The organism is Streptomyces sp. GB4-14 (assembly GCF_022696125.1).
In the GTDB taxonomy this organism is placed as follows: domain Bacteria; phylum Actinomycetota; class Actinomycetes; order Streptomycetales; family Streptomycetaceae; genus Streptomyces; species Streptomyces werraensis.
In genome coordinates this window covers 5,585,546-5,608,887 of sequence record NZ_RZHO01000002.1, presented here as the reverse complement: position 1 = coordinate 5,608,887, position 23,342 = coordinate 5,585,546, and the positions used below count along the sequence as shown (strand labels likewise).

The 23,342-nt window shown below is 71.1% G+C and carries 21 protein-coding genes; 2 read left to right on the top strand and 19 right to left on the bottom strand.

What is annotated here, in order from left to right:
- Position 1 precedes the first annotated feature (1 nt).
- The 18 genes from efp to ELQ39_RS26790 form a co-directional block, all read right to left on the bottom strand.
- Positions 2-568: an elongation factor P gene (gene efp, locus ELQ39_RS26875; RefSeq protein WP_006131211.1), complete on the bottom strand. Its 567-nt coding sequence runs from the start codon at positions 566-568 to the stop codon at positions 2-4.
- 70 nt (positions 569-638) lie between these two features.
- A complete protein-coding gene (locus tag ELQ39_RS26870; protein WP_190004228.1) occupies positions 639-1,745 on the bottom strand; it encodes an aminopeptidase P family protein in 1,107 nt (368 codons plus the stop codon).
- A gap of 102 nt (positions 1,746-1,847) precedes the next feature.
- Positions 1,848-2,693: a Pro-rich N-terminal domain-containing protein gene (locus ELQ39_RS26865; RefSeq protein ID WP_242594381.1), complete on the bottom strand. Its 846-nt coding sequence runs from the start codon at positions 2,691-2,693 to the stop codon at positions 1,848-1,850.
- 131 nt (positions 2,694-2,824) lie between these two features.
- The gene (gene aroB / locus ELQ39_RS26860) at positions 2,825-3,919 is read right to left on the bottom strand and encodes a 3-dehydroquinate synthase (RefSeq protein ID WP_242594379.1); all 1,095 of its coding nucleotides are present in this window, start codon (positions 3,917-3,919) and stop codon (positions 2,825-2,827) included.
- A complete protein-coding gene (locus ELQ39_RS26855) occupies positions 3,916-4,428 on the bottom strand; it encodes a shikimate kinase (RefSeq protein WP_190004225.1) in 513 nt (170 codons plus the stop codon). The genes aroB and ELQ39_RS26855 overlap by 4 nt, the downstream gene beginning before the upstream one ends.
- The gene (gene aroC, locus ELQ39_RS26850; protein WP_242594377.1) at positions 4,425-5,609 is read right to left on the bottom strand and encodes a chorismate synthase; all 1,185 of its coding nucleotides are present in this window, start codon (positions 5,607-5,609) and stop codon (positions 4,425-4,427) included. Before aroC ends, ELQ39_RS26855 begins: the two co-directional genes overlap by 4 nt.
- A 181-nt stretch (positions 5,610-5,790) precedes the next feature.
- Positions 5,791-6,126, bottom strand: coding sequence for a hypothetical protein (locus ELQ39_RS26845; RefSeq protein ID WP_242594375.1), 336 nt, complete (start codon positions 6,124-6,126; stop codon positions 5,791-5,793).
- Positions 6,127-6,177: 51 nt separating this feature from the next.
- A complete protein-coding gene (locus ELQ39_RS26840; protein WP_242594373.1) occupies positions 6,178-7,005 on the bottom strand; it encodes a shikimate dehydrogenase in 828 nt (275 codons plus the stop codon).
- A complete protein-coding gene (gene mltG, locus ELQ39_RS26835) occupies positions 7,005-8,741 on the bottom strand; it encodes an endolytic transglycosylase MltG (RefSeq protein WP_242594370.1) in 1,737 nt (578 codons plus the stop codon). The genes ELQ39_RS26840 and mltG overlap by 1 nt, the downstream gene beginning before the upstream one ends.
- A 127-nt stretch (positions 8,742-8,868) precedes the next feature.
- The gene (gene ruvX / locus ELQ39_RS26830; RefSeq protein WP_190004324.1) at positions 8,869-9,333 is read right to left on the bottom strand and encodes a Holliday junction resolvase RuvX; all 465 of its coding nucleotides are present in this window, start codon (positions 9,331-9,333) and stop codon (positions 8,869-8,871) included.
- A 35-nt stretch (positions 9,334-9,368) separates the two neighbouring features.
- On the bottom strand, positions 9,369-12,041 hold the full coding sequence (gene alaS, locus ELQ39_RS26825) for an alanine--tRNA ligase (protein ID WP_190004221.1): 2,673 nt from the start codon (positions 12,039-12,041) through the stop codon (positions 9,369-9,371).
- Positions 12,041-12,409 (bottom strand): hypothetical protein, encoded by a 369-nt coding sequence (locus tag ELQ39_RS26820; RefSeq protein ID WP_190004220.1) that lies wholly within the window; start codon positions 12,407-12,409, stop codon positions 12,041-12,043. The genes alaS and ELQ39_RS26820 overlap by 1 nt, the downstream gene beginning before the upstream one ends.
- 7 nt (positions 12,410-12,416) lie before the next feature.
- Positions 12,417-12,866, bottom strand: coding sequence for a DUF948 domain-containing protein (locus ELQ39_RS26815; RefSeq protein ID WP_190004219.1), 450 nt, complete (start codon positions 12,864-12,866; stop codon positions 12,417-12,419).
- Between the two features lie 209 nt (positions 12,867-13,075).
- Positions 13,076-13,690: a 30S ribosomal protein S4 gene (gene rpsD, locus ELQ39_RS26810; RefSeq protein ID WP_019523761.1), complete on the bottom strand. Its 615-nt coding sequence runs from the start codon at positions 13,688-13,690 to the stop codon at positions 13,076-13,078.
- A 301-nt stretch (positions 13,691-13,991) separates the two neighbouring features.
- Positions 13,992-15,347, bottom strand: coding sequence for a replication-associated recombination protein A (locus tag ELQ39_RS26805; RefSeq protein WP_190004218.1), 1,356 nt, complete (start codon positions 15,345-15,347; stop codon positions 13,992-13,994).
- A 43-nt stretch (positions 15,348-15,390) separates the two neighbouring features.
- Positions 15,391-16,059 (bottom strand): vitamin K epoxide reductase family protein, encoded by a 669-nt coding sequence (locus ELQ39_RS26800; protein ID WP_190004217.1) that lies wholly within the window; start codon positions 16,057-16,059, stop codon positions 15,391-15,393.
- Between the two features lie 263 nt (positions 16,060-16,322).
- A complete protein-coding gene (gene hisS, locus ELQ39_RS26795; RefSeq protein WP_190004216.1) occupies positions 16,323-17,585 on the bottom strand; it encodes a histidine--tRNA ligase in 1,263 nt (420 codons plus the stop codon).
- Between the two features lie 7 nt (positions 17,586-17,592).
- Positions 17,593-18,303: an MBL fold metallo-hydrolase gene (locus ELQ39_RS26790; RefSeq protein WP_242594369.1), complete on the bottom strand. Its 711-nt coding sequence runs from the start codon at positions 18,301-18,303 to the stop codon at positions 17,593-17,595.
- A 183-nt stretch (positions 18,304-18,486) separates the two neighbouring features.
- On the opposite strand from ELQ39_RS26790, the gene ELQ39_RS26785 reads away from it, so the two are divergent.
- Both ELQ39_RS26785 and ELQ39_RS26780 read left to right on the top strand, forming a co-directional pair.
- Complete coding sequence (locus ELQ39_RS26785; protein ID WP_242594366.1) at positions 18,487-19,308, top strand: peptidylprolyl isomerase; 822 nt, start codon at positions 18,487-18,489, stop codon at positions 19,306-19,308.
- 137 nt (positions 19,309-19,445) lie between these two features.
- A complete protein-coding gene (locus tag ELQ39_RS26780; RefSeq protein ID WP_190004213.1) occupies positions 19,446-20,675 on the top strand; it encodes a DUF349 domain-containing protein in 1,230 nt (409 codons plus the stop codon).
- Positions 20,676-20,750: 75 nt separating this feature from the next.
- Here the strand turns inward: ELQ39_RS26780 and relA are convergent, their stop codons facing one another.
- Positions 20,751-23,276, bottom strand: coding sequence for a GTP pyrophosphokinase (gene relA, locus ELQ39_RS26775; protein ID WP_242594364.1), 2,526 nt, complete (start codon positions 23,274-23,276; stop codon positions 20,751-20,753).
- Between the last annotated feature and the right edge of the window lie 66 nt (positions 23,277-23,342).

Genomic DNA, 23,342 nt, shown 5'->3' with positions numbered 1-23,342 from the left:
GTTAGCTGTTCACCCGGCCGAGGTAGTCGCTGGTACGGGTGTCGACCTTGATCTTCTCACCGGTGGTGATGAAGAGCGGGACCTGGATCTGGTGACCGGTCTCCAGCGTGGCGGGCTTGGTGCCGCCGGTGGAGCGGTCGCCCTGGACGCCCGGCTCGGTCTCCTGGATCGTCAGCTCGACGGCGGCCGGCAGCTCGACGAAGAGCACCTCGCCCTCGTGCTGGGCGACCGTGGCGGTGAAGCCCTCGACGAGGAAGTTGGCGGCGTCGCCGACGGCCTTGCGGTCGACCATGAGCTGGTCGTAGGTCTCCATGTCCATGAAGACGAAGTAGTCGCCGTCCATGTAGGAGAACTGCATGTCGCGCTTGTCGACGGTGGCCGTTTCGACCTTGACGCCGGCGTTGAAGGTCTTGTCGACGACCTTGCCGGAGAGCACGTTCTTGAGCTTGGTGCGCACGAAGGCCGGGCCCTTGCCGGGCTTGACGTGCTGGAACTCGACGACGGACCAGAGCTGGCCGCCTTCGAGCTTGAGCACCATGCCGTTCTTGAGGTCGTTCGTGGAAGCCACGGTTGCGGAATCTCCTGGACTGGACTGACGTGGACGACGGCCGGGGCGAGGGCAGGCGCACTGCGCGAGGCTAGAGCGCGAGCAGCTCCTTGGTCGTGATGGTGAGTAGCTCGGGTCCGCCGTCCGCCTCGGGGCGCACGACGAGCGTGTCATCGATCCGGACGCCGCCCCGGCCGGGGAGGTGGACCCCCGGCTCGACGGTGACCGGCACGCAAGCGTCCAGTTTACCCATGGCCGCCGGGGTCAATTGAGGGTCCTCGTCGATTTCCAGTCCGACGCCGTGACCAGTGAGGACGGGAAGCGCCTCCGCGTACCCGGCCGAGTCCAGCACCTGGCGCGCCGCACGGTCCACGTCACGGCACGCGGCGCCTGGCGCCAGGGACTCGCGTCCCGCCCGCTGGGCGGAGAACACGAGGTCGTACAGCTCGATCTGCCAGTCGGCGGGGGCGGTGCCGATGACGAAGGTACGGCCGATCTCGCAGCGGTAGCCGCGGTAGGTGGCGCCGAGGCAGACGGAGAGGAAGTCTCCCTCCTCGACCCGGCGGTCGGTGGGCCGGTGGCCGGGGCGTCCCGCGTGGGGTCCGGTGGCGACGGAGGTGGGGAAGGCCGGACCGTCGGCGCCGTGGTCGACCAGGCGGCGCTCCAGCTCCAGGGCGAGGTGGCGTTCGGTGCGGCCGACCAGGATGGACTCCAGGAGTTCGCCCAGGGCCTGGTCGGCGATCTCCGCGCCGATGCGGAGACAGGAGATCTCCTCCTCGTCCTTGACCACACGCAGCTGTTCGACCGCGCCGCCGACGCCGGTGAGGCGCAGGCGCGGAGCGGCCTCGCGGATCGCGCGGTGCCGGGTGACGGTGAGGTGGTGCTCCTCCACGGCGAGGGCGTCGACGCCCTGGGCGACCGCGAGGGCGGCGGCCTCCACGGCGGGGTCGCCGCCGATGCCGGTCATGACGTGCAGGCGCAGCGCCTCGTCGGGGCGGTTGTGCGGGATGCGGTCGTCCGGCGGCTCCGCGCACACGAGGACGTCCTCGGTCCTGCCGAGCAGCAGCACGGCGTTCTCGGGGGCGGCGCCGGACAGGTAGCGGACGTTGGCGGGCCGGGACACCAGCGCGGCGGTGCTGCCGCTCGCGTTGCAGCGTTCCCGGAGGCGCGTCCGGCGGACCGCGTAGACCTCAGACATGATTCGAGCGTAGGAGCGGCGGCGGGATGTCGCCGGTCGAGCGGGGCCGACCGGGGGCAGCGCGGCCGCTGCGCGCCGGCCCGCGCCCCTGAAGAACTCAGCTCACCACTTCGGAGGGCTGGCGATCGCCCGGGTGAGGACGTCGTCGAGGATGCGGGCCGTCTCCGGTATGTCCAGCTGGGAGTTGTCGATGATCGGCAGCCCTGAGCCGTACCAGCCGGCCATGCGGCCGTGGATGCGGGCCACCTCCTCGTCACTGAGGCGGCGGTTGCCGGTGCGCTCCGCGTTGCGCTCCAGGACGACGTCCAGGCCGGGCAGGAGGACGACGGGGAGCAGGCCGGGGCCGACGTGCCGCTTCCAGCCGCCGAGGCCGACGACCGGGCGGTCGGGGAAGACCGCGTCGTCGAGGATGCAGGAGATGCCGTTGGCCAGGAAGTTGCGGGCGGCGAAGCCGCAGGTGCGGCGGGCCAGCCGGTACTGCGCCTCGGAGTTGTCGTTCCAGCCGGTCTGCGGGTCGGCGAAGCCGGAGCGGACCCATTCGCGGACGTCGTCGAGGCTGATGTGCGCGGTGGGCACGCGGCGGTGGTCCGCCCAGTACTTGGCGACGCTCGTCTTGCCGGCGCCCGCGGGGCCGATGAGCAGCACGGCGAGGGTCGTCGCGCTCGGGTCGGGGGTCGCCGGGCCCTGTGGCGCGCTCGGTATGCCGACCGGGCCCCCGGGCGGCAGCGTGACATGGCCGGTGGTGTCCGGCGGCGGGGGCATGGAGGCGTGCTGCGGGCCGGCCGGGTGCGGGGGCGCCGGGTGGCCGGGGGGCTGGGCGTGCATCGGGGCCGCGTGGCCCTGCTGCTGATGCTGGCCTGGGTGGTGCGCGGCCGGTGACCAGCCGGCGGCCGGTCCGTGCCCCGGCTGGTGGGGCGGCGGCAGCGGAGAACCCACTGCGTGCTGCATCCGGTGCCACTCCGTCTCGTACAGGCAATGGGTCACTGACAGCGGGGGCCGTCCCCGCGTTACCGAACGGTACCGCCCCCTGCCGTCGTTGTGTGAACGGCCGGGGGCGGTGATGAGTGCCCGTCAGGCGGCTACTCCCCCACCTCGCCGTAGGCGGCGAGCAGGACGGCCGGGTCGGGGCCCTCCAGCACGGTGGGTCTGGCGAGCCCGTCGAGGACGACGAAGCGCAGCAGGTTGCCGCGGGACTTCTTGTCGACCTTCATGTTCTCCAGCAGCTTGGGCCACTGGTCGTAGCGGTAGTGCAGGGGGAGCCCCACGGCCTCGAGGACCGTGCGGTGGCGGTCGGCGGTGGCGTCGTCCAGACGGCCGGCGAGGCGGCCCAGTTCGGCGGCGAAGTGCATGCCGACGGCGACGGCGGCGCCGTGACGCCACTTGTACCGCTCGTTCTTCTCGATGGCGTGGCCGAGGGTGTGACCGTAGTTGAGGATCTCGCGGAGGCCGGACTCCTTGAGGTCGCTGGAGACCACGTCGGCCTTCACCCGGATCGAGCGTTCGATCAGCTCGGCGGTGTGCTGTCCGGCCGGGGTGCGGGCGGCCTCGGGGTCGGACTCGATCAGGTCGAGGATCACCGGGTCGGCGATGAAGCCGGCCTTGATGACCTCGGCGAGCCCGGAGACGTAGTCGTGGACCGGGAGGGAGTCGAGGGCGCCGAGGTCGCACAGGACGCCGGCGGGCGGGTGGAAGGCGCCGACGAGGTTCTTGCCCTCGGCGGTGTTGATGCCCGTCTTGCCGCCCACGGCCGCGTCGACCATGCCCAGCACGGTGGTCGGGACGGCGATCCAGCGCACGCCCCGCAGCCAGGTCGCGGCGACGAACCCGGCGAGGTCCGTGGTGGCCCCGCCGCCGACGCCCACGACGACGTCGGTGCGGGTGAAGCCGGACTGGCCGAGTGCCTTCCAGCAGTAGGCGGCGACCTCGGCGGTCTTGGCCTCCTCGGCGTTCGGCACCTGGATGGCGACGGCCTCGTAGCCCTGGCCGGCGAGGTCGGCGCGGAGCGCGTCGCCGGTCTCGGCGAGGGCCTCGGGGTGGATGACCGCCACCCGCTGGGCCTTGTCACCGATCAGCCCGGGGAGTTCGCCGAGCAGCTGCCGTCCGACCAGGACGTCGTAGGGGTCGGTGCCCGCCGTGCCCGCGACGTGGACACGGGTCACTGCCTCGTTGCTCATGGTTCCTTCAACTCCAGTGCGTCCAGGACCGCTTCGGCGACCTCTTCGGGCGTGCGGCCGTCGGTCGGCACGACGGCCTTCGCGGTCTCCTCGTACAGGTGGCGGCGGGCCTCCATCAGCTCGCGCCACTGCTTGCGCGGGTTGACCGCGAGGAGCGGGCGGGCGGCGCCGAGGCCGGTGCGGCGGACCGCCTCCTCGACATCCATCGACAGGTAGACGACCCGCTCCCCGGCGAGCAGCGCGCGGGTGTCCGGGTCGAGGACGGCGCCGCCGCCCAGGGCGAGGACGCCGTCGTGGGTGGCGAGCGCCTGCCGCACGGCCTCCTTCTCCAGGGCGCGGAAGGCGGGCTCGCCGTCCTCGACGAAGATGTCGGAGACGGCGCGGCCCTCGGCGGCGACGATGTCGTCGTCGGTGTCCCGGTAGCCGACGCCGAGGCGGTCGGCGAGGAGCTGCCCCACGGTGGACTTGCCGACGCCCATCGGGCCGGTCAGGACGAGCCGCGGGCTCACCGGATCGCCAGGTTGTCGAGGTACGAGGTGACGTTGCGGCGGGTCTCGGCGACGCTGTCACCGCCGAACTTCTCCGCCATCGCGTCCGCCAGCACCAGGGCGACCATGGCCTCGGCGACGATGCCGGCCGCCGGGACGGCGGAGACGTCGGAGCGCTGGTGGTGGGCCTGCGCGGCCTCACCGGTGGTGACGTCCACGGTCTTCAGGGCGCGGGGCACGGTGGCGATGGGCTTCATCGCGGCGCGGACGCGCAGCAGCTCGCCGGTGGACAGCCCGCCTTCGGTGCCGCCGGCCCGGCCGGAGACCCGCTTGATGCCCTCGGGCGTGCTGACGATCTCGTCGTGCGCCTTGGAGCCGGGCACGCGGGCCAGCTCGAAGCCGTCGCCGATCTCGACGCCCTTGATGGCCTGGATGCCCATGAGGGCCCCGGCCAGCCGGGCGTCCAGCTTGCGGTCCCAGTGCACGTGCGAGCCGAGGCCCACGGGGACGCCGTAGGCCAGCACCTCGACGACGCCGCCGAGGGTGTCGCCGTCCTTGTGCGCCTGGTCGACCTCGGCGACCATCGCCTTCGACGTGTCCGCGTCCAGGCAGCGCAGCGGGTCGGCGTCCAGCCGCTCCACGTCGGCCGGCGTCGGGTACACGCCCTGCGGCGCCTTCACCGAGCACAGCTCGACGACGTGGGAGACGATCTCGATGCCGGCCGTCTCCTTGAGGTACGACCGGGCCACCGCGCCCAGCGCCACACGGGCCGCGGTCTCACGGGCGGAGGCGCGCTCCAGGATCGGACGGGCCTCGTCGAAGCCGTACTTCTGCATGCCGGCGAGGTCGGCGTGGCCCGGGCGCGGGCGGGTCAGCGGGGCGTTGCGCGCGAGGCCGGCCAGCACCTCGTCGTCGACCGGGTCGGCCGCCATGACCTGCTCCCACTTGGGCCACTCGGTGTTGCCCACCATGACGGCGACCGGGGAGCCCAGGGTCAGTCCGTGCCGGACGCCGCCCAGGAACGTGACCTCGTCCCGCTCGAACTTCATCCGGGCACCGCGGCCGTAGCCGAGCCGCCGCCTCGCCAGGTGGTCCGCCACCATGTCCGTGGTGATCGGCACGCCGGCGGGAAGGCCCTCCAGCGTCGCGACGAGTGCGGGACCGTGGGACTCCCCCGCGGTCAGCCAGCGCAACCTGCTCAACGGTGCTCCTCCGTGTTCGCGCCCCGGTACTGCCCTGCGCACGCTCCTGCTCGCGTACGCGCGCGGCGGGACGGGGTGCGCGGGTCCCGGTCCGCCGTCCTTCGATCCTCCCACGTCGGGCGAGGCGTCCGGCCGCCGGTCCACCTGACGGACGGCCCGGATCACCAGCCGGCCACGGGGATCAGCCCCGCCCGCCGTCCTCACGGCGCGGGGCGTAGGCGCCGAGGAAGTCGGCGCCACTGGGCTCGCGGGTGCCCGGACGGGCAGCCGGGCCGCCCTGATGCTGCGGGGCGTACGGGCCGAGGAAGCCGGCGCCGCTCGCCTGCGCGTGGACGGACGCGCCCGCGCGCGGGGCGCGGCGGGCGGCGACACGGCGCTTGAGCTTCAGCGCCCAGGCCGCCAGGAAGGCGAGCACCACCAGCGCCAGTACGGTGATCTGCACCCAGTCGGGCAGAAAGCCCAGCAGCGACTCGAACATCTGCGTCTTCCAGGACGCCAGCGGCACGCCTGCGGACATGAAAGGGTCCCCTCCCCCAGAGTTCCGCCCCCTGCGGAACGAGGAGGGATCTTACCGGGCGGCCAGGGCCTCCTCGCCCGCCCGGCGCATGGCCTCCAGCGGGGCCGGGGAGCGGCCGGTCATCTGCTCCACCTGGAGCACCGCCTGGTGCACCAGCAGGTCGAGCCCGCTCACCACGGCTCCGCCGTGCGCGGACCAGCGGGCGGCGAGGACCGTCGGCCACGGGTCGTACAGCACGTCGAACAGGGCCGCCGGGCGCTCGGGCACGGCGTGGGCGAGGGCGTCGGTGACGCCGGCCGGGGTGGTGCTGACGACCAGCGGGGCGTGCAGGGCCTCCTCGGCGTCGTCCCAGGCGGCGATCCGCACGGTGACGTCGAGGCGCTCCGCCCACTGCCGCATCTCGGCGGCCCGGGCCTCGCTGCGCACGTAGACGGCGACCTCGCCGGAGCAGACGCGCGACAGCGCGGCGAGCGCGGAGGAGGCGGTGGCGCCGGCGCCGAGGATCGCGGCGGTGTCCACCTTGTCGATGCCGTGCTCGTGCAGGGCCGCGACCATTCCGGGGATGTCGGTGTTGTCGCCGGTGCGGCGGCCGTCCTCGGTGAGGACGACCGTGTTGACCGCGTCGACGGAGGCCGCCGTCTCGCTGATCCCGTCCAGCAACGGGATGACGGCCCGCTTCAGCGGCATCGTCAGCGACAGTCCGGCCCACTCGGGGCCGAGCGTCTCGAAGAAGCCGGGCAACGCCTTCTCGTCGATCTCGAACCGGTCGTAGGTCCACCCCTCAAGGCCCAGCTCGGCGTAGGCGGCGCGGTGCAGCACGGGCGAGAGGGAGTGGGCGATCGGGGAGCCGAGCACGGCGGCACGGCGGGCCTCAGGCATCAGTTCCCCCTCGACGCGTTGAACTTGTCGACGAGCTTCTGGTGCTCCTCGATGTTCCTGGCGAACTCGGTCTTGTCCATGCCGTCCGTGGCCACGAAGTAGATCCAGCCGTCCGAGGTGGGGTTGAGCGCCGCCTTGACGGCGTCGTCGCCGGGGTTGCCGATGGGACCGGGCGGCAGCCCCTTGTTGGTGTACGTGTTGTAGGGGTCGGTGTTGCTGTTGATCTCCGACTCGGAGATGTCGATCTCGCTCTGACCCTTGAGGTAGTTGAAGGACGAGTCGAACTGGAGCTTCTGGTTCGTCTCGGTGTTCGTCGGCTTCAGCCGGTTGTAGATGACCTCCGACATCTTGCGGAAGTCGTCGTGCGTCTTGCCCTCCGCCTGCACGAGGCTGGCGACCGTCACCAGTTCCCACGGCCCCTCGAGACCGAGGCTCTTCGCCTTGGTCTCGAAGTCCAGCGACTCGTACTTCTCGGTGGCACGAGCCACCATCTGCTTGAGCACCTCCTCCGGCGTCTGCCCCTTCGCGACGGCGTAGCTGGAGGGGAAGAGGAACCCTTCGAGCGGGTCCTTCACGTCCGGGTGGTTCACTGCCCAGTCGGGCAGTCCGAGGGTCTTCCACTTGGTCTCGGCGACCTTGGCCGTGGTGCCCTTCCTGACCTCGAGGCGCGCGTCGATCAGCTCGTAGACGGCGGCGTTGCGCTTGCCCTCGGCGATGATCAGGTTGTCGCGGCTCTTGGGGCTGAGCATCAGTTCGACCGCGCTCGCGGCCGACATCTCCTTCTGGAGCGTGTAGACGCCGTCCTGGATGTTCTTGCCGTCCGGGTTGGCCGCCTGGGCCGCGACGAACGCGTCGACGCTCTTGACCACGCCCATCTTCTTGAGCACCTGGCCGATGGCGTAGCCGCCGGAGCCCTTGGGGATGGTGACGGTGACCTGCTCGCCGTTGCCGGAGCCCGCGAAGTCCGGGGCGCTGCCGAAACGATCCTGGTAGAACTGGTAGCCGAAGTAGCTCACCCCGGCCAGTCCGCCGCCGAAGACGGCGACGACCACGAGGCAGGCCAGTCCGCTGCGCCGCTTCCTCTCCTTGCCGCCGCCCCTGCGGTCCCCGCCGCCCCGGCGCTCGCCGCGTCCGCGCCGGTCGTCCGGCTCTTCGTCGCGGCCGTCCTCGTCGTCGCCGCCCGCGAAGAACGCATGCTCGCCCTGGTCGGGTCCGGGGTCCCAGTCGGTCTGCGGCTCGGGCTCCCGCTCCGGCTCGGGCCTCCGCCGGCCGGGGGGCTCGGGCGGCGGGTAGGCCTCGGGGGTGCCGTAGTAGTCGGACTGCTCGCCGCCGTAGGGCGCGGGCTGCTGCGCGTACGGGTCCTGGGGGCCGCCGGCGTAGGGGTCCTGGGGGTACGAGCCGGTGGGCCAGCCGGTGTGGTCGTACTGCGGCTGCTGGGGCTGCTGCGACGCCTGGTGCTGCGGCTGCTGGGGCTGATGGTGCTGCGGCTGCTGGGGCGCGTACTGCTGACCGTACTGGTCGTACTGCGGGTACGACTGATCGCCGTAGCCGTGCTGCTCACCGGTGCCCCAGTCGCCGTACTGCTGCTGCGGCTGCTGCGGGTAGTGCTGCTGCTGGCCGCCGTAGGACTGCTGGGCCTGCTGGGCGGCCTGCTGTCCTCCCCATCCGCCGTCCCCGTACAACGGGTCGTCCGGATGCCACGGTTCGGAGCCTTGGCCCCGGCCATACTCAGTCATCGATCCCCTAGAGCCGCGAGGCGGCGGCAGCCCGGCCACCTGAAGACCTCGGCTTCCGTTCCGTCTCTCTCTGTGCGGGGGCTGTTCGAACACCGCCCGCATCGCGCGGAACGTTACCGTATCGCGATCAGATGACCACTTCGACGCCCTCGCCGGGTGGTCTGCCTGACACCCGTTCGGATTCCAGTGCCTGCTGGAGGATGATCACAGCGGCGGCCTGGTCGATGACGGAGCGCCCCTTCTTGGACTTGACGCCGGAGGCGCGCAGTCCCTGGCTGGCCGTCACCGTGGTCATGCGCTCGTCCACGAGCCTCACCGGGACCGGCGCGATCACGCGCGCCATCTCCTGGGCGAACCCGCGTACCTTCACGGCGGCGGGGCCCTCGCCCCCCTTGAGGGAGCGAGGGAGACCGACGACGACCTCGATCGGCTCGTACTCCTCGACGAGCCGGCTCAGTCTGCGGAGGGCGGCCGGGACGTCCCGGCCGGGGACGGTCTCGACCGGAGTGGCGAGGATCCCGTCGGGGTCGCAGGAGGCGACCCCGATCCGGGCGTCCCCGACGTCGACCGCGAGGCGGCGGCCGCGGCGCATGGCCGGGCCGTCCGCCTGCTCGTGCGCGGGACCGTTCACTTGGCGGTGTCCGCCACGAGACGCTCCACGGCCTCGACGGCCTCGCCGACGGCGGCCGGGTTCTGGCCGCCGCCCTGGGCGACGTCCGGCTTGCCGCCACCGCCGCCGCCGAGGGTCTTGGCGGCGGCGCGCACCAGCTCGCCGGCCTTGAGCCCGCGCTCACGGGCGGCCTCGTTGGTGGCGATGACGGTGAGCGGCTTGCCGCCCACCGTGCTGAACAGGGCGACGACGGCGGCCCGTCCGCCCTGGATGCGGCCGCGCACGTCGAGCACCAGCTTGCGCAGGTCGTCGGCGGTCGTGCCGTCCGGGACCTGGCCGGTGACCACGGCGACGCCCTTGATGTCCTTGGCGGACTCGGCGAGACCGGCGGCGGCCTGGAGCACCTTCTCGGCGCGGAACTTCTCGATCTCCTTCTCGGCGTCCTTCAGCCGGCCGAGCATGGCGGAGACCTTCTCGGGCAGTTCCTCGGCACGGCCCTTGAGGAGTTCGGTGAGCTGGTTGACGACCGTGTGCTCGCGGGCGAGGAAGTTGTAGGCGTCCACGCCGACGAGGGCCTCGATGCGGCGCACGCCGGAGCCGATGGAGGACTCGCCGAGCAGCTTCACCAGGCCCAGCTGGGCGGTGTTGTGCACGTGGGTGCCGCCGCACAGCTCCTTGGAGAAGTCGCCGATGGTGACCACGCGCACGCGGTCGCCGTACTTCTCGCCGAACTCGGCGATGGCGCCCTGCCGCTTGGCCTCGTCGATGCCCATGACGTCGGCGCGGACGTCGAGGTCGCGGGCGAGCACCTCGTTGATCTTCTGCTCGACGTCCGTCATGACCGTCTGCGGGACGGCGGACGGCGAGCCGAAGTCGAAGCGGAACCGGCCGGGCTGGTTCTCGGAGCCGGCCTGGGCGGCCGTCGGACCGAGGGCGTCGCGCAGGGCCTGGTGGGTGAGGTGGGTGGCCGAGTGGGCACGGGCGATGGCCTTGCGCCGGCGGTCGTCGATGGCGGCGTGGGCGCGGGAGCCCACGGTGACCTCGCCGACCTGGACGACGCCCTTGTGGACGTAGACGCCCGGGACGGGCTTCTGGCAGTCGCGGACCTCGATCACGGCGCCGGAGTCGGTGCGGATGCGGCCGGTGTCGCCGATCTGGCCGCCGCCCTCGGCGTAGAAGGGGGTGCGGTCCAGGACGATCTCGACCTCGTCGCCCTCGGTGGCGGCGGGCGAGGAGACGCCGTCGACGAGGATGCCGACGACGGCGGACTCGCCCTCGGTGTCCGTGTAGCCGATGAAGTCGGTGGCGCCGGCCCGGTCGGCGATCTCGCGGTAGGCACCGAGGTCGGCGTGGCCCGTCTTCTTGGCCTGGGCGTCGGCCTTGGCGCGCTCCCGCTGCTCCTTCATCAGACGGCGGAAGCCGTCCTCGTCCACCGAGAGGCCCTGCTCGGCGGCCATCTCCAGGGTGAGGTCGATGGGGAAGCCCCAGGTGTCGTGGAGCAGGAAGGCCTTGTCGCCGGGCAGCACGCCGGAGCCGGCGGCCTTGGTCTCGGACACGGCGGTGTCGAGGATGTTGGTGCCGGCCTTCAGCGTCTTGAGGAAGGCGTTCTCCTCGGCGAGGGCGACCTTCTCGATGCGCTCGCGGTCGGTGATCAGCTCGGGGTACTGCTGGCCCATCATGCCGATGACGACGTCGATGAGGTCCTTGACGACCGGGCCGGTGGCACCGAGGAGGCGCATGTTGCGGATGGCGCGGCGCATGATGCGGCGCAGCACATAGCCGCGGCCCTCGTTGCCGGGGGTGACGCCGTCGCCGATGAGCATGGTGGCGGTGCGCATGTGGTCGGTCACCACGCGCAGGGAGACGTCGGAGCTCTGGGCGTCGCCGTAGCGGACGCCGGTCAGCTCGGTGGCCTTCTCGATGACGGCCATGGAGGTGTCGATCTCGTACATGTTCTGCACGCCCTGCAGAATCATGGCGAGCCGCTCGAGGCCGAGACCGGTGTCGATGTTCTTGCTGGGCAGGTCGCCGAGGATCTCGAAGTCGTCCTTGCCGGTGCCCTCGCCCCGCTCGTACTGCATGAAGACGAGGTTCCAGATCTCCACGTACCGCTCGTCGTTGACGGCGGGGCCGCCCTCGGCACCGAACTCGGGGCCGCGGTCGTAGTTGATCTCGGAGCAGGGGCCGCAGGGGCCGGGGACGCCCATGGACCAGAAGTTGTCCTTCTTGCCCAGACGCTGGATGCGTTCCTTGGGCACGCCCACGACCTCGTGCCAGATCTGCTCGGCCTCGTCGTCGTCCTGGTAGACGGTGATCCACAGCTTCTCCGGCTCGAGGCCGTAACCGCCCTTGTCCTGGGGCGTGGTGAGCAGCTCCCAGGCGAGCTTGATGGCGCCCTCCTTGAAGTAGTCACCGAAGGAGAAGTTGCCGCACATCTGGAAGAACGTGCCGTGGCGGGTGGTCTTGCCGACCTCTTCGATGTCGGGGGTGCGCACGCACTTCTGCACGCTGGTGGCGCGGTCGAAGGGCGGCTTGACCTCGCCGAGGAAGTAGGGCTTGAAGGGCACCATGCCGGCCGGGACGAGGAGCAGAGTCGGGTCGTCCGCGATGAGCGACGCCGACGGGACGACGGTGTGCCCGCGCTCCTCGAAGAAGCTCAGCCAGCGGCGGCGGATCTCGGCCGACTCCATCAGTGGTCCTCATTCCGGTTGTACGGGTACGTCGGGTACGTCGACTTCTTATGGCCCTCAACGTACGGGGGGCTGTTGCGGTTCTCGATCACGGCGTAGCCGCGGGGCGCGGGCAGTTCACGGTCGACAGGAGCGTTGAGTCCGAGCGCGTCGCCGAGTTCGGCCTCGCGCTGCGCCATGTTGTCGCGGACCTCGAGGGCGAAGTCCACCGCGCGGTCCTTGAGCCGGCCGCCGGCCTCGATCGCCTTGTTCGCCGCGGCGACGGCGAGGTGCTCGGGGGTGAGCTGCTTGATTTTGCGGTTGACCTTGGTGGTGGCCCACACGCCGGCGGCGACGCCGGTGGTGAACCAGAACGTTCGGCGGAACATCGTCCGGTCAGTCCTTCTTTCCCCGGGTCCGCTTGTCGCGCCGCGCTCCCGGGACGGTGCGGCCCACGATCACGTTGCGCCGCGCCCCCTCCGGCGCGTCCTCCTTGCGGCCGCCGAGGGCCCGGCGCACGCCGTAGCCGAAGGCGGCGACCTTGACCAGGGGGCCGCCGAAGGTGGAGGCCACGGTGGTGGAGAGCGCGGAGGCGTTGGAGGTGACCTCCTGGACGTCGGAGGCGATCGCGTCGACCCGTTCGATCTGGGTCTGCGCGGACCGGACCGCCGTGGAGGCCTCCGCCAGCAGCGGGACGGCCTGGTCGGTCACGTCCGCCACCAGTTTGGTGGTCGCCCGGAGCGTCTGGGCCAGCCTCGCCAGTGCCACGGCGAGGAAGGAGACCAGGATCGCCCAGAAGACGGCCACCAGGATGCCGGCCACCTCGCCACCGGACACTGTGTGCACCCGCTCCCTTGAAACGCGCCTGAACATCGAGAAAGTCGTGTGACCGAGCCTATCGCGCCGGTGACGGGTCTCCGTACCGGATTACCGTCCGTCGCGGCGCCGGTCCGGACGGAAGGCGGCGGAAGGTGCCCGGGCGAGGACGAGCCCGCCGCCTCCCCGCCCCGGAGGGCGGGGGGACGACGGGCTCGGGATACCGCGTGCCTGCCTGCTCAGCGGGCGTAGTACTCGACGACGAGCTGCTCGTCGCAGATCACCGGGATCTCCTTGCGGTTCGGCTCACGGTCCAGGCGGAACGCCAGGGCCTTGAGGTTCACCTGCAGGTAGCGCGGGATCTCACCGTCGGGGGCGAAGCCACCCTCACGAGCGATCGTGAAGAGCGTCTTCTCCTTGCTGCGCTCACGGACCTCCACGACGTCGTCCGGGCGGACACGGAAGGAAGGCTTGTCGACCTTCTTGCCGTTCACCTGGATGTGGCCGTGGGTGACCATCTGGCGGGCCTGGTAGATCGTGCGGGCGATGCCCGAACGCAGGACCAGCGCGTCGAGACGGCGCTCGAGCTCGATGACCAGGGCCTCGCCGGTCTTCATCGAGGTCTTGGAGGCGCGCTCGTAGGCACGGACGAGCTGCCGCTCGGAGAGGTCGTACTGCGCGCGCAGACGCTGCTTCTCCAGCAGACGGACCTTGTAGTCCGAGTTCTGCTTGCGGCCACGGCCGTGCTCACCCGGCGGGTAGGGGCGGGCCTCGAAGTACTTGACGGCCTTCGGGGTCAGCGCGATACCGAGGGCACGCGACTTCTTGACCTTGGGGCGGGACTGGTTCGCCACTTCTTTTCCTTTTCCTTTACGGCTGCCTCAGGGTTACGGGAGGTCGCATCCGCAGCCGGGGAATCCCAGCAGGTCCCCATGGGACGTGCCGGGCAGCCGCTCCCCTGGTCTGGGCACATACGTGCAGCACACGAACGGCCCACCGACCGCTCCCGGGACTTACGGGTGGTGGTGGGCTGCCCGCGACACCTACGACGGTGCGCGACGCTCCTGGATCGAAAGATCCGGCTGGTCGTCCCGCCTGAGGCGCCGACCGGAGCCGGACACGGGACACAGCACTTCGCGTGATTCTACAGGGTGCTCAGGACCGCTTGCGACCGAGGTGCTTCCTGGTCCACTCCACGGCGTCCGCGTACCGCGCCTCGGCGCCGTGCCGGGTGGGCTCGTAGTACTCGCGGTCCTTCAGGGCGTCCGGGGCGTACTGCTGCTCGGCGATGCCCTCGGGCAGGTCGTGCGGGTAGGTGTACCCCTTGCCGTGTCCGAGCTTGCCCGCGCCCTTGTAGTGGCTGTCGCGCAGATGGGAGGGGACCGGGCCGGCCAGTCCCTTGCGGACGTCCTCCAGGGCGGCGCCGATCGCGGTGGTGGCCGCGTTGGACTTGGGGGCGAGCGCCAGGGCGATGGTGGCGTGGCTGAGGGTGAGCGCGGCCTCGGGGAAGCCGATCATGGCGACGGCCTGGGCGGCGGCGACCGCGATCTGCAGGGCGTTGGGATCGGCGAGGCCGATGTCCTCGCTGGCGGAGATCATCAGGCGGCGGGCGATGAAGCGGGGGTCCTCGCCGGCCTCGATCATGCGGGCCAGGTAGTGCAGGGCCGCGTCCACGTCGGAGCCGCGGATCGACTTGATCAGCGCGCTGGCGACGTCGTAGTGCTGGTCGCCGTCGCGGTCGTACTTCACGGCGGCCCGGTCGACCGTCTCCTCCAGGGTCGCCAGGGTCACCTCGGGCTCGCCCTTGTCCAGTGCGGCGCCGGCGGCGGCCTCCAGGGCGGTGAGCGCGCGGCGGGCGTCCCCGCCCGCGATGCGCAGCAGGTGCTCGGCGGTGTCGTCGGGGAGGGTGACGGCGCCCTTGAGACCGCGCTCGTCGGTGAGGGCGCGCCGCAGCAGGGAGCGGATGTCGTCGTCGGTGAGCGGTTCGAGGGTGAGCAGCAGGGAGCGGGAGAGCAGTGGGGAGATGACCGAGAAGTAGGGGTTCTCGGTGGTCGCGGCGATGAGGGTGACCCAGCGGTTCTCCACGGCGGGGAGCAGGGAGTCCTGCTGGGCCTTGCTGAAACGGTGGATCTCGTCGAGGAAGAGGACCGTCTCCTGTCCGTACCCGCCGGAGGCCCGGCGGGCGCCGTCGATGACCGCGCGGACCTCCTTGACGCCGGCGGTGATCGCGGACAGTTCCACGAAGCGCTTGTTGGTGGCCTTGGAGACCACGTAGGCGAGGGTCGTCTTGCCCGTGCCGGGCGGGCCCCAGAGGATCACCGAGGAGGGTCCCGCGGGGCCCGAGGAGCCTTCGCCGACCAGTCTGCGCAGGGGGGAGCCCGGCTTCAGCAGGTGCTGCTGGCCGACCACCTCGTCGAGGGTGCGCGGGCGCATCCGGACCGCCAGCGGGCTCCCGGCGGGGTCCTTCTCCTGGCGTTCTTCTGCTGCGGCGGTGAACAGGTCGGGCTCCACGCTGAAACCCTAAAGCACCGCGCCGACAGCCCGGCGCGGGCGGTCAGCTGGTCCAGAAGTCCCACCAGCGGGTCAGGATCAGCATGCCGATGATGCCGATGTGCAGCACCGGCAGGACCCAGGTGAACTCGCCGAAGAAGCTCTTGAGCCAGGAGGGCGCGGGCAGGAAGCCCTTGCGGATGTTGAAGGACGTCACGTACCAGAACATGACGATCGTGGCGACCCAGGCGAGGCAGCACCACAGGCACAGGGCGTTGATCCGGTACAGGGACTGGAACATCAGCCAGGCGCAGAAGCCGACGCCGAAGAGGGTGCCCGCGTTGAAGGTGAGCCAGTACCAGCGGGGGAAGCGGGCCCGGGCGAGCAGGCTCACGCCGACGCAGACCACGATGCCGTAGGTCACCAGGCCGAGCATCGGGTTGGGGAAGCCGAACACGGAGGCCTGGTCGCTCTCCATGACGCTGCCGCAGGAGACGACGGGGTTGAGGCTGCAGCCGGGGACGAACGTCTCGCCCTTGACCTTGGCCTCGAGCAGCTTGAACTTGTCGAGCGTGATCACCCAGGCGGCGAGCACGCCGGCCGCGCCGGTGATCACCAGGAGCAGCGCGAGGGCACGGCTCGCGCCCTCGGTGCGCGGTGCGGTCGCGGCTCGCTGCTGCGACGCGGAAGGTTCTGGCTCCATGTCGACGTCCCTGACTGTCGTCCTGCTCATACGCCGATTCCGTCACTGGTGAGTCTGGACCTGCTTCGGGCAGGGGTCATTGTGCCGTACGGTCCCGTGAACGCGCCGTTGGACCCGCATAAGGACGTACGGGCGTTCGGCCCGGGGTGCAGGGTTCCGGCCGGTTCTCGCGGGGTTCCGCACACGCGTCCGGTCCGGGGTCCCCCGCCGGGGTGGAGTCGGAATCCGTGTCGTTGACGACGCACGGGCGCCGGGCCCCTCGGCAAGAGACCCGGCGCCCGGAACGGGACGTCTCAGCCGAGGCGGGACTCGAGCTCCGCCACGATCTCGTTCAGGCCGACCGCGGTCTGCTCGCCGGACTCCAGGTCCTTGAGCTGGACCAGGCCCTGCTCGATGTCACGCTCACCGAGGATCAGCGCGTACCGCGCGCCCGAGCGGTTGGCCGCCTTCATCGCGGCCTTGAGGCCCTTGCCGCCGTAGGAGAAGTCCGCGGCCACGCCGTTCTTGCGCAGCTCGGTGACCTTCGCGAACAGCACCCGGCGGGCCTCGTCGCCGAGCGGCACGGCGAACACGCTGGTGGTGACGGGCAGTTCGAGCTCGACACCCTCCGCCTCCAGGGCCAGCACCGTGCGGTCGACGCCGAGCGCCCAGCCGACGGACGGCAGCGCGGGGCCGCCGATCATCTCGGACAGGCCGTCGTAGCGGCCGCCGCCGCCCACCGCGGACTGGGAGCCGAGGCCGTCGTGGACGAACTCGAACGTGGTGCGGGTGTAGTAGTCCAGGCCGCGCACCAGCTTGGGGTCGTCCTCGAAGACCACGCCCGCCGCCGTGACCAGCTCGCGCACCTCCTCGTGGTACGCCTTGCAGGCGTCGCAGAGGTAGTCGCGCAGCAGCGGGGCGTCGCCGAGCTGCTTCTGCACCGATTCGCGCTTGTCGTCCAGGACGCGCAGCGGGTTGATCTCCGCGCGGCGCAGGGTGTCCTCGTCGAGGTCCAGACCGCGCAGGAAGTTCTGCAGCGCCTCCCGGTAGACGGGTCGGCACTCCTTGTCGCCCAGGCTGTTGAGCAGGATGCGGAAGTTCTGCAGGCCCAGGGAACGGTACGCCTGGTCGGCCAGGATGATCAGCTCGGCGTCGAGGGCCGGGTCCTCGGCGCCGATCGCCTCGGCGCCCACCTGGGAGAAGTGCCGGTAACGCCCCTTCTGCGGGCGCTCGTAGCGGTAGTACGAGCCGGAGTACCAGAGTTTGACCGGCAGGTTGCCCGCCTTGTGCAGATTGGCCTCCAGCGCGGCGCGCAGCACGGAGGCGGTGCCCTCGGGACGCAGGGCGAGCCTGTCGCCGCCCTTGGTCTCGAAGGCGTACATCTCCTTGGTGACGATGTCGGTGGACTCGCCGACGCCGCGTGCGAACAGCTCGACGTTCTCGAAGCCGGGCGTCTCGATGTAGCCGTAGCCGGAGCCGCGCAGCGGGGCGGCGATCGCCTCGCGCACGGCGAGGTACTTGGCGGACTCGGGCGGCAGCAGGTCGTAGGTGCCCTTGGGGGCCTTGAAGGTGCTCACGGAAGTGTCACATTCCTCGTCGGGGAGCCTCGGTCCGGGCTCCCGGGCCGGCGGCCACCTGCCGCAGATACGGGTTGGTGGCGCGCTCCTGGCCGATGGTGGTCTGGGGGCCGTGTCCGGACAGCACCACGGTCGAGTCGTCGAGCGGCAGGCACACGCGGGCCAGCGAGTCGAGCATCTCGGCCATGTCACCGCCGGGCAGGTCGGTGCGTCCGACGGAGCCGGCGAACAACAGGTCGCCCGAGAACATGACCGGCGGGATGTCGGCCGACTCGGGCAGGCTGAAGGTCACCGACCCCTTGGTATGGCCCGGGGCGTGCGCGACGGAGAACTCGAGACCCGCCAGCTTCAGCGCGGCGCCGTCGGTGAGTTCCTTGACGTCGTCCGGCTCCCCCACCGTCAGCTCCCCCAGGAGCGGCATGCCGATGGACCGGCCTATGCCCTTCTCCGGGTCGCTCATCATGTACCGGTCCTCGGGGTGGATCCAGGCTGGCACGTCGTGCGCGCCGCAGACCGGCACCACCGAGGCGACGTGGTCGATGTGGCCGTGGGTGAGGACGACGGCGACGGGCTTGAGCCGGTGCTTGCGGACCGCCTCCGCCACACCGTCGGCGGCCTGGTGGCCCGGGTCGATGATCACGCACTCCTCGCCGGCGGCGGGGGCGACGAGATAACAGTTCGTCCCCCATGCTCCGGCGGGGAACCCGGCAATGAGCACGATCGTCCTTCGTTTGTGTCGGTACGGGAGGCTTGCGACGGGCTGCGCCCGTGGTCAGAGCCTACCGGCGCTGCCGATTCCTCAGCGAACCCATATACGGTACGGGGCACACGCAGGCGGTCGGCTCACCGCACGCACGCACGCGTACCGGCCGGCACACGAGACGCATGAGGAGAGAACCCGGTGGTCAGCCAGGAGCAGCGGCGGCGTCAGCTCGCCCGGGAGAAGTTCTTGCGGCAGCAGCAGCGGCGTACCGAGGCGCGGCGCAAAACGCGGGTCCGCAACGCGGTCATCGCGTCGGTGCTCGGTGTGACTCTGATCGGCAGCCTCGCGCTGTACACGACGGGGGTGCTCGAGCAGGACGACGACAAGACCAACGCGGCCGCGGAGGTCACGCCGGAGGCCGAAAAGACCTCCAAGGCCCCGGACCCGTGCGAGAAGCCGGCCGCGGGCGAGGTCGAGAAGCAGACGTGGAAGAAGGAGCCGGCGCTGTCGATCGACAAGTCTGCGAAGTACACGATGAGGCTCGAGACCACCTGCGGAACGATAGACGTGGCGCTGAAGGCGTCGGCGGCCCCGCACACGGTCAACTCGTTCCACTTCCTGGCGGGCAAGGGCTACTTCGACCACACCAAGTGCCACCGGCTCACCACCAACGGCATCTACGTCCTGCAGTGCGGCGACCCGACGGGCACCGGCACCGGCGGTCCCGGCTACACCATCCCGGACGAGAACCTGAAGGACGCGAGCCTGAAGAACAACACCTACCCCGCGGGCACGGTGGCGATGGCCAACACCGGGCAGAAGGACAGTGGCGGCAGCCAGTTCTTCCTGGTCTACGAGGACAGCCAGCTCCCGCCCAGCTACACACCGTTCGGCACCGTCTCGGACGCGGGCCTGAAGGTTCTGAAGAAGATCGCCGACGCCGGGGAGAGCACCGGGGCCGGCGACGGGGCGCCCAACGCGACGGTCGTGATCGACAAGGCGACCGTCACCGCATCCTGAGCCCCAACTGCGTAATTTCGGTCGCGCGGGATGCGGACAGGCATCCCGTCGGTCGCCTATGTTGGCCGTGACGAAACTGTGGACGATGCCCGGGGGAGCGCACAGGCCCCTCGACGGCATCATGTGGAGGAGGCGCTGTGAGCAGCGACCCGTGGGGCCGCGTCGACGAGACGGGGACCGTGTACGTGCGTACGGCCGACGGCGAGAAGGTCGTCGGTTCCTGGCAGGCCGGCTCCCCTGACGAGGCGCTGGCCTACTTCGAGCGCAAGTACGAGGGCCTGGTTGTCGAGATCGGCCTCCTCGAGAAGCGGGTGAGGACCACCGACCTGTCGTCCAAGGACGCCATGGCCGCGATCGACCACCTGCGCGAGCAGGTCGACGCCCATCACGCGGTCGGTGACCTGGACGCCCTCAGGGCACGGCTGGACAAGCTCGTGGAGCTGGTCGACAAGCGCCGCGAGGAGCGCAAGGCGCAGCGGGCCCGGCAGTCCGAGGAGGCGCGGCAGGCCAAGGAGGCGCTGGTCGTCGAGGCCGAGGAGCTGGCGCAGTCCGACCAGTGGCGGGCGGCCGGCGAGCGGCTGCGGGCCCTGGTGGACACCTGGAAGGGTCTGCCGCGGCTGGACCGCAAGTCCGACGACGAGCTGTGGCACCGGTTCTCGCACGCGCGGTCGGCGTTCTCCAAGCGGCGCAAGCAGCACTTCGCGCAGCTGGACGCGCAGCGCGAGGACGCCCGCCGGGTCAAGGAGCAGCTGGTCGCCGAGGCCGAGGCGCTGTCGGGCTCGACGGACTGGGGCCCGACGGCGGCCCGGTACCGCGATCTGATGGCGCAGTGGAAGGCCGCCGGCCGTGCCCAGCGCGAGCACGAGGAAGAGCTGTGGAACCGCTTCCGCAGCGCCCAGGACGTCTTCTTCGCGGCCCGTTCCTCGGTGTTCGCCGAGCGTGACGCGGAGCAGGCGGAGAACCTCAAGCTCAAGGAGGAGCTGGCCGGCGAGGCGGAGAAGCTGCTGCCGATCACGGATCTGAAGGCCGCAAGGGCCGCGTTCCGTGCGATCAACGAGCGCTGGGAGGCCATCGGCCATGTGCCGAGGGACGCCCGCCCGAAGGTCGAGGGCCGGATGCACACCGTGGAGCGCGCGATCCAGGAGGCCGAGGAGGCCGAGTGGCGCCGCACCAACCCGGAGGCCCGTGCCCGGGCCGAGGGTCTGACCGGTCAGCTGCAGGCCGCCGTGGACAAGCTGAAGGGCCAGATCGAGCAGGCCCGCGCGCAGGGCAACACCGCGAAGGCGGAGAAGCTGGAGCGCGAGCTGGAGGGCCGCCAGGCCTTGCTGGACCAGGCCCTGAAGGGTCTCCAGGAGTTCGGCGGCTGAGTCAGGGCGACGGACACGACGAAGGGGCCGCCGTACCTCGGGTACGGCGGCCCCTTCGTTTGTCCTCGCCTCGTGCTAGCCGCGGTTGCGTGCCGAGGTGACGCGGTAGACGTCGTAGACGCCCTCCACCCCGCGTACGGCCTTCAGGACGTGGCCGAGGTGCTTGGGGTCGCCCATCTCGAAGGTGAAGCGGGAGGTGGCGACCCGGTCGCGGGAGGTCTGGACGGCCGCGGACAGGATGTTGACGTGCTGGTCGGACAGCACGCGCGTGACGTCCGACAGCAGCCGGGAGCGGTCCAGCGCCTCGACCTGGATGGCGACGAGGAACACCGAGGACTGGGTGGGCGCCCACTCGACCTCGAGGATCCGCTCCGGCTCGCGGGACAGCGAGTCGACGTTCACGCAGTCGCTGCGGTGGACCGAGACGCCGCTGCCGCGGGTGACGAAGCCGATGATCGGGTCGCCGGGCACCGGCGTGCAGCAGCGGGCCAGCTTGACCCACACGTCCTCGACGCCCTTGACGACGACGCCGGGGTCGGCGCTGGAGCGGCGCTTGCGGCGGCTGCGGGTGGGCGGGACCGACTCGTCGATCTCCTCGGTGGCCGCCTCCTCGCCGCCGAGTGCCTGCACCAGCTTCTGCACGATGTTCTGCGCGGAGACGTGCCCCTCGCCGATCGCCGCGTACAGCGCGGAGATGTCCGAGTAGCGCATCTCGTGCGCCAGCGTGACGAGCGAGTCGCCGGTGAGGATGCGCTGGATGGGGAGGTTCTGCTTGCGCATGGCGCGGACGATGGAGTCCTTGCCCTGCTCGATCGCCTCGTCGCGGCGCTCCTTGGAGAACCAGGCGCGGATCTTGTTGCGGGCGCGGGGCGACTTCACGAAGCCGAGCCAGTCGCGGGAGGGGCCCGCGCCGGCCGCCTTGGAGGTGAAGACCTCCACCAGGTCGCCGTTGTCGAGGGTCGACTCCAGCGGCACCAGACGGCCGTTGACCCGGGCGCCTATGGTGCGGTGGCCGACCTCGGTGTGCACCGCGTACGCGAAGTCCACGGGGGTGGCGCCCGCGGGCAGCGCTATGACGTCGCCCTTCGGGGTGAAGACGAAGACCTCGTTGCGCGAGAGGTCGAAGCGCAGCGACTCCAGGAACTCGCCCGGGTCCTCGGTCTCCTTCTGCCAGTCGAGGAGCTGGCGCAGCCACGCCATGTCGTTGAGGTGGTCGTCCTTGCTCTTGCCGGACGACCTGGGCGCGTCGGTGCGGATCTTGGAAGCGCCGGCGACGGCCTCCTGCTTGTACTTCCAGTGCGCGGCGATGCCGTACTCGGCGCGGCGGTGCATGTCGAACGTGCGGATCTGCAGCTCGACGGGCTTGCCGCCTGGGCCGATGACCGTCGTGTGCAGCGACTGGTACATGTTGAACTTGGGCATCGCGATGTAGTCCTTGAACCGGCCGGGGACCGGATTCCATCGCGCGTGCACCGTGCCGAGGGCCGCGTAGCAGTCGCGGACGGTGTCCACGAGGACGCGGATGCCCACCAGGTCGTAGATCTCCGCGAAGTCACGGCCGCGGACGATCATCTTCTGGTAGACGCTGTAGTAGTGCTTGGGGCGGCCGGTGACGGTCGCCTTGATGCGGGCGGCCCGCAGGTCCTGCTGCACCTCGTCGGTGACGACGGCGAGGTACTCGTCGCGCTTGGGGGCGCGCTCGGCGACCAGGCGGACGATCTCGTCGTACATCTTGGGGTAGAGGATCGCGAAGGCGAGGTCCTCCAGCTCCCACTTGATGGTGTTCATGCCCAGGCGGTGGGCGAGCGGCGCGTAGATCTCCAGGGTCTCGCGCGCCTTCTTCTCCTGCTTCTCACGTTTGAGGTAGCGCATGGTGCGCATGTTGTGCAGGCGGTCGGCGAGCTTGATGACCAGGACGCGGGGGTCCTTGGCCATGGCCACGACCATCTTGCGCACGGTCTCGGCCTGCGCGGCCTCGCCGAACTTGACCTTGTCCAGCTTGGTGACGCCGTCGACGAGCAGCGCGACCACGTCGCCGAAGTCGCGGCGCAGATCCTCCAGGCCGTACTCGGTGTCCTCGACCGTGTCGTGCAGCAGGCCGGCCATCAGCGTCGCCGGGTCCATGCCGAGCTCGGCGAGGATGGTGGTCACCGCGAGCGGGTGCGTGATGTACGGGTCGCCGCTCTTGCGCTTCTGGCCGCGGTGCCAGCGCTCGGCTACCTGGTACGCCTTCTCGATCTGGCGGAGCGTGGCGTTCTCGATCTTGGGGTCGTTGCCGCGCACGATCCGCAGCAGCGGCTCCAGCACCGGGTTGTACGGGTTGGCCCGCTGGACGCCGAGCCGGGCCAGGCGGGCACGGACACGGTTGGAGGAGCCGGAGCGGGGCTGGCCGGTGTTGGGGCGGGCCGGGGACCCGGAGCGCTCGGGAGGGGACGGCTTGGGCCGCGGCTGCTCGGGCTTGTCCACGGGAGCCCCCTGGGCACGCTGGACCGGCCCGCGGGTGTCGTTCTTCGCGTGGGGCGTGTCCGGCGCGGGCTTGGCCGCCGGGGCCGAGGCGGGCTCGGGCTTGGCGGCGGTCAGGTGCTGGGCCTCGTCTGGCAAGAGGGCTCCTCGTGCGCGATCCGGGTCCCCCGGTCAGGCTCCGGAGACCCCATGGTAGCGAGCCCG